This window comes from Cellulophaga sp., assembly GCF_039943695.1.
Taxonomy (GTDB): Bacteria; Bacteroidota; Bacteroidia; order Flavobacteriales; family Flavobacteriaceae; genus Cellulophaga.
The window spans coordinates 46,735-53,074 of sequence record NZ_JBDVAA010000216.1 but is presented as its reverse complement, the minus strand read 5'-3'; the positions used below and the strand labels follow the sequence as shown (position 1 = coordinate 53,074).

The window sequence follows — 6,340 nt, the reverse complement described above, 5'->3', positions numbered from 1 at the left end:
ATTCGTTGGGGACAAATGTGGGGCCCAGAAGCAGAGCAAGCAATAAACCAACAAATAAAAGACAATCCTCCGGTAACAAATATTACAGCAATATTTATTACTATTGTTAGATTTAGCATACTTGGCTTAATAATATCTGCTATTATTGGTGCAGTTTTAAAAACAAAGAAGTTAGAATAGTTTAATATTTGTACTTTTGAATATATTTTCAAGAGTACCCTATGAATTTATCTATTGTTATTCCTCTTTTAAACGAGGAAGAATCTTTAAAAGAATTACATGATTGGATTGTATCCGTAATGCAATCCAATCATTTTTTGTATGAAATACTATTTATAGATGATGGTAGCACAGATAATTCTTGGAAAATTATTTCAGAATTATCTACCACTAACGCCAATGTAAAAGGCATTCGTTTTCAACGAAATTTTGGTAAGTCGCAAGCACTACACGCTGGTTTTAAAGCTGTAAAAGGTGATGTTGTAATTACTATGGATGCAGATTTACAAGACAATCCTGAAGAAATACCAGAATTATACAACCTTATTATTAAAGATGGCTTTGATCTTATCTCTGGTTGGAAAAAAAAGCGCTACGACTCTGTAATTGCTAAAAATTTACCATCTAAACTATTTAATTGGGCTGCACAGCAAACATCTGGTGTTAAACTACATGATTTTAACTGCGGATTAAAAGCTTACAAAAAAGATGTTGTTAAAAACATTGAAGTATCAGGAGAAATGCACCGTTATATTCCTGTACTTGCAAAAAATGCAGGTTTTACAAAGATTGATGAAAAAGTGGTACAACACCAAGCACGTAAATACGGAAGCACTAAATTTGGAATGGAACGGTTTGTAAATGGATTTTTAGACCTAATTACAATTTGGTTTTTATCTAAATTTGGAAAAAGACCAATGCACCTTTTTGGAGCCTTAGGAGCTGTTATGTTTATTATTGGTTTTGGTTTTGCTCTGTATTTAGGAATAGATAAACTTTTTCTTAATAAATTTGGCAGGTTAATTACAGAAAGACCACAATTTTATATCTCTTTAACCGCTATGGTTATGGGCAGTCAGTTATTTTTAGCTGGCTTTATAGGAGAAATTATTGTCCGTTCTAAAAAAAATGAAACAAGATATTCTATCTCAGAAGAGTTAAATATCAACTAAAAAATATTGTACACTTAAAAAACCATTAGATATGAGTTCAATTTTAGATACAGCAAAAACTTGGCTTACAACTACTTTTGATACCGATACAAAAACAAAAGTAGAAGATTTAATAAAAAACAATACAGAAGAACTTAATGATAGTTTTTACAAAAACTTAGAATTTGGTACTGGTGGTATGCGTGGTATTATGGGCGTTGGCACCAATCGTATTAATAAATATACATTAGGTAAAAACACCCAAGGGATTAGCAACTATCTAAAAAAAGTATACCCTAATGAAGAATTAAAAGTTGTTATTGCTTACGATTGCAGACACAATAGTGATACACTTGCTAAAACTGTTGCAGAGGTATTTTCTGCTAATGGTATTAAAGTATACTTATTTTCAGATTTAAGAACCACACCTGCATTATCTTTTGCGGTAAAGCACTTAAATTGTCACGTTGGTATTGTACTTACTGCATCTCATAATCCACCAGAATATAATGGTTATAAAGTATACTGGACAGATGGCGGACAAATTGTACCACCACAAGACAAGGAAATTATTGCAGAAATAAATAAACTAGATTTTAGTGAAATTAACTTTAATGCTGATGAAACTAAAATTGAATTGATTGATACAGAAGTTGATGAAGCTTTTTTAAGTGCATCTGTAAAAAATGGTAGTTTTAATGCTAAAGATAAAGACAACTTTAAAATTGTTTTTACATCCTTACACGGTACTTCTATTACTGCTGTACCAGAAGTTTTAAAACGCGCTGGTTATAAAAATGTAACTATAATAGAGGAACAAGCTAAACCAGATGGTGATTTTCCAACTGTAGTTTCTCCTAACCCAGAAGAACCAGAAGCACTTTCTATAGCTATAAAAAAAGCAGAAGAAATTGGAGCAGATATGGTTATTGGTACAGACCCAGATTGTGACAGACTAGGTATTGCTGTTCGTAATTTAGAAGGGAAACTAGAGCTACTAAATGGTAACCAAACTATGGTTCTAATGACCAAGTTTCTTTTAGAACAACGTAAGCAAAAAGGATTTACAGGAGATGAGTTCATTGGTTCTACTATTGTATCTACACCAATGATGAACAAGTTAGCAGATTTATATAAAGTAGAATGCAAAACTGCTTTAACAGGCTTTAAATGGATAGCTAAAATGATAAAAGACGCACCTAACCAATATTTTGTTGGTGGTGGCGAAGAAAGTTTTGGTTTTATGGTAGGCGATTTTGTACGCGATAAAGATGCAGTTACCTCTACCCTATTGGCTTGTGAAATAGGAGCAAATGCTAAAGCTAACGGAAGTTCTTTTTACAAAGATTTAATAGATACTTATGTTGACTGTGGTTTCTACAAAGAAAAGTTAGTCTCTTTAACCAAAAAAGGTGCCTCTGGTGCAGAAGAGATTAAACAAATGATGGCAGATTTTAAAGACAATCCTGTTACTACAATAGATGGTTCTAAAGTAGAGTGGATACAAGACTATAATACATCTACAGCTAAAAACGCAATTACAGGTGAAGAAAAAGAGATTACAATTCCTAAATCTAATGTACTTATTTACATAGCAGAAGACGGCACAAAAATGGCTGCAAGACCAAGTGGTACAGAGCCAAAAATAAAATTCTATTTTAGTGTAAACACCAATTTAGAAAAAGCTGAAGATTTTACGGCTAAAAACGACGAATTAGAACAAAAAATAAACAGAATTCTAAAAGAACTGAATTTAAATTAATGAAATATTTTAATAAAATACTAGTATATGCCAAGCCTTATAAGACGTACGCAATACTAAACATAATTTCTAATATCTTTTACGCTTTATTTAGCACGTTAGCAATGGTATCGTTATTTCCTATGCTATCTGTATTATTTGGACAAACTGAATCTATCACTGTTGCGCCAGAATGGACAAGTATCACAGAAATTAAAGATTATACTATAGACTACTTAAACTATTACATTACGCAAAATGTTGGTAGCGGTAACCAAGGAGATGCTTTAATGTTAATGGTTGGGTTAGTAATAGGTATGTTTTTCTTAAAAAACTTATTTGGCTACTTAGCTATGTATTTTATTGCCTTTTTAAGAAACGGTGTATTAAAAGATTTAAGAAATGCTTTGTATGATAAAACTGTAGAGTTACCAATATCTTACTATTCAGAAAAAAGAAAAGGAGATACTATTGCACGTATTACATCTGATGTTTTAGAAATTCAGCATTCTTTTTTATCTGTTTTAGAGTTAGCTGTTAGAGAGCCACTTACCATTATTTTTACCATAGCAATGATGGTTGCCTTTAGCGCCAAACTAACAATTTTTGTATTTATTTTTCTTCCTATTTCTGGTTTTATTATTTCGTTAATAGGTAAATCATTAAAAAAGAAATCTGATAAAGTACAAAAAGAGCAAGGTACTTTTTTATCAATTTTAGAAGAGACTTTAGGAGGCTTACGAGTTATAAAAGCCTTTAATGCAGAAAAAACATTTGCAGGTACATTTCAAAAATCAACCAACAGATTTTTTAAATTCTCTAATAGCTTATTAAATAGACAAAATTTAGCTTCACCGGCTAGTGAATTCTTAGGCATTGGCGTTATTGGCATTTTACTTTGGTATGGCGGACAAATGGTATTGGTAGAAAAAAGCATAGAACCAGAACTTTTTATCACTTATATGGGACTTGCTTACCAAATACTAACTCCTGCAAAAGCCATAAGTAAAGCATCTTATGGTGTTAAAAAAGGTAATGCAGCAGCAGAGCGTGTTTTAGAAATTTTAGAAACTGAAAATCCTATTGCTGAAAAAGAAAACGCAATTGATAAAAAAGAGTTTAACAACAACGTTACTCTAAAAAATATCTCTTTTAAGTATGAAGATGATTATGTACTTAAAAACTTTAATTTAACAGTTAACAAAGGAAAAACCGTAGCACTTGTTGGTCAGTCTGGTAGTGGAAAAAGCACCATTGCAAACCTAGTTACACGTTTTTATGATGTAAACGAAGGTGAAATTGTTATAGATAATGATAACATTAAAGACTTAACTAAAAAATCTCTTAGAGATTTAATGGGATTAGTTACACAAGATTCTATTTTATTTAATGACACCATTAAAAATAACATTGCATTAGGTAAAACAAATGCAACTGAAGAAGAAATTATTGAAGCTGCAAAAATTGCAAATGCACATGACTTTATAATGGAACAACCAAATGGTTATGACACTAACATTGGTGATAGCGGAAACAAACTAAGTGGCGGACAAAAACAACGTTTATCCATTGCACGTGCGGTACTTAAAAATCCTCCTATAATGATATTAGATGAGGCCACTTCTGCTTTAGACACAGAAAGTGAGCGCTTGGTACAAGATGCATTAGAAAAAATGATGCAAAACAGAACCTCTATTGTAATTGCTCACAGGCTATCTACCATACAAAGTGCAGATACTATTGTAGTTTTACAAAAAGGAGAAATTGTAGAAAAAGGTACACACTCAGAACTTATAAACAACAACAACGTCTACAAAAAATTAGTAGATATGCAGTCTTTTGACGTTTAGCTTTAAACCTTTTAATTTTAATTAAGTCAAACCTATAAATAAGTATATTTTTTGGTAACCGAAGAAGCTTTAGTACATCAACTTAAAGATAAATCCTCCCAAGCCAAGGCTTTTGAGGTGCTGGTTGACACCTATAAAGAAAGGCTTTATTGGCACATACGTAAAATTGTACTAAACCACAATGACGCTGATGATGTGCTTCAAAACACATTTATTAAAGTATTTAGAAATATAGATAAATTTAAGGGAGACAGTAAGTTATTCTCTTGGATTTACCGTATTGCTACTAATGAGTCGTTATCTTTTTTAAAAACAAAATCTAAAATGCTTGGTGTAACTAGTGAAGAATTACAAAATTTATTGCTAGACAACTTACAATCTGATGTGTATTTTGAAGGAGATGAAATACAACTAAAATTACAAAAAGCGATTAGTACATTACCAGAAAAGCAAAAATTGGTATTTAATATGAAATATTTTGACGAGTTAAAATACGAAGAAATATCAGAGATACTGGGCACTTCTGTTGGTGGTTTAAAGGCATCTTACCATCAAGCAGCAAAAAAAATTGAAAATTATTTAAAAAGCAATTAAACCATTTAGAGTATTGATAGTCAAATTATAAGTATGAAAAGCCTACCAAAAAATAGCGGATTTAAAATGCCAGAGTCTTATTTAGATAATTTCTCTGCAAAACTGAATAATTCTATTAACCAAGAAGAAACTGCTTTACCAAAAAAAGAAGGCTTTACTGTACCTAATAATTATTTTGATAACGTACACAAAAACATACAAACCAAACTAAACCAAAAAACAGAAGTTAAGGTTATAAAACTAAGCTCTTTTAAAAAGAAACTCTATGCAGCATCTAGCATTGCAGCAGCGGTAGCAATATTAACAGTAGCTATAGTTTTTAACTCTAACTCCACTCCTATCTCATTTCAAGATATAGCGGCATCAGATATTGAAAGCTATTTTAATGAAAGTAACGTAGAATTTTCTACTTACGACTTAGCCCAAATATTACCCGTAGATGACATTAATATATCTGACGTTGTAGAAAGTGAATTTAACGAAGATGAAATTATGAACTATTTGGAGTCTAACAACGGTATAGACATACAAGGTATTTATTTAAATGAAGATGAAAAATAACACCCGTAACATACTTACAATTTTAGTTTTCTTTTTAGGAACTACACTCTTTTATGGTCAAAAAAACGACTGGGAAAAAATTAAATCATTAAAAGTAGCCTACTTTACTGATAAATTAGAGCTATCTAGCAACGAGGCTAAAGATTTTTGGCCTGTTTATGATGAGTTTGAAAAAGAACTACATACACTATATGATAGTAGAAGAGATTTAAAAAGAAAGTACGATTATAACAACTTATCTGAAGAAGACTCTAAACACTTACTAGAAACGTATTTAGATTTTGAAAAAGAAAAGGTTGATATTACTAAAAGATACTATGCAAAAATTAGTAAAGTTTTAAACTATAAAAAATCTTATAAACTTGCCCGCGTAGAGGAAGAGTTTAAACGTCGTTTAATAAGCGAATATAGAAACAAACATAAAAAAGGAAAGCAATAAGCTT

The 6,340-nt window shown here is 31.0% G+C and carries 7 protein-coding genes; all 7 read left to right on the top strand.

The annotated features are described in order from the left end of the window. Positions 1-180 (top strand): hypothetical protein (locus ABJD66_RS15990; RefSeq protein ID WP_348133501.1); only part of this gene is annotated, 180 nt, incomplete at its 5' end. Between the two features lie 41 nt (positions 181-221). Then, positions 222-1,172, top strand: a complete 951-nt coding sequence (locus ABJD66_RS15985) for a glycosyltransferase family 2 protein (RefSeq protein ID WP_100896302.1) — start codon at positions 222-224, stop codon at positions 1,170-1,172. Between the two features lie 31 nt (positions 1,173-1,203). Further along, positions 1,204-2,913, top strand: coding sequence for a phospho-sugar mutase (locus ABJD66_RS15980; protein ID WP_348133498.1), 1,710 nt, complete (start codon positions 1,204-1,206; stop codon positions 2,911-2,913). Further along, a complete protein-coding gene (locus ABJD66_RS15975) occupies positions 2,913-4,742 on the top strand; it encodes an ABC transporter ATP-binding protein (protein WP_348133495.1) in 1,830 nt (609 codons plus the stop codon). Before ABJD66_RS15980 ends, ABJD66_RS15975 begins: the two co-directional genes overlap by 1 nt. 51 nt (positions 4,743-4,793) lie before the next feature. Then, positions 4,794-5,336: an RNA polymerase sigma factor gene (locus ABJD66_RS15970; RefSeq protein ID WP_348133492.1), complete on the top strand. Its 543-nt coding sequence runs from the start codon at positions 4,794-4,796 to the stop codon at positions 5,334-5,336. 33 nt (positions 5,337-5,369) lie between these two features. Further along, entirely contained in the window at positions 5,370-5,897 is a 528-nt protein-coding gene (locus ABJD66_RS15965; RefSeq protein WP_100896306.1) for a hypothetical protein, read from the top strand. Then, on the top strand, positions 5,887-6,336 hold the full coding sequence (locus ABJD66_RS15960) for a hypothetical protein (protein WP_303542386.1): 450 nt from the start codon (positions 5,887-5,889) through the stop codon (positions 6,334-6,336). Before ABJD66_RS15965 ends, ABJD66_RS15960 begins: the two co-directional genes overlap by 11 nt. Positions 6,337-6,340 lie beyond the last annotated feature (4 nt).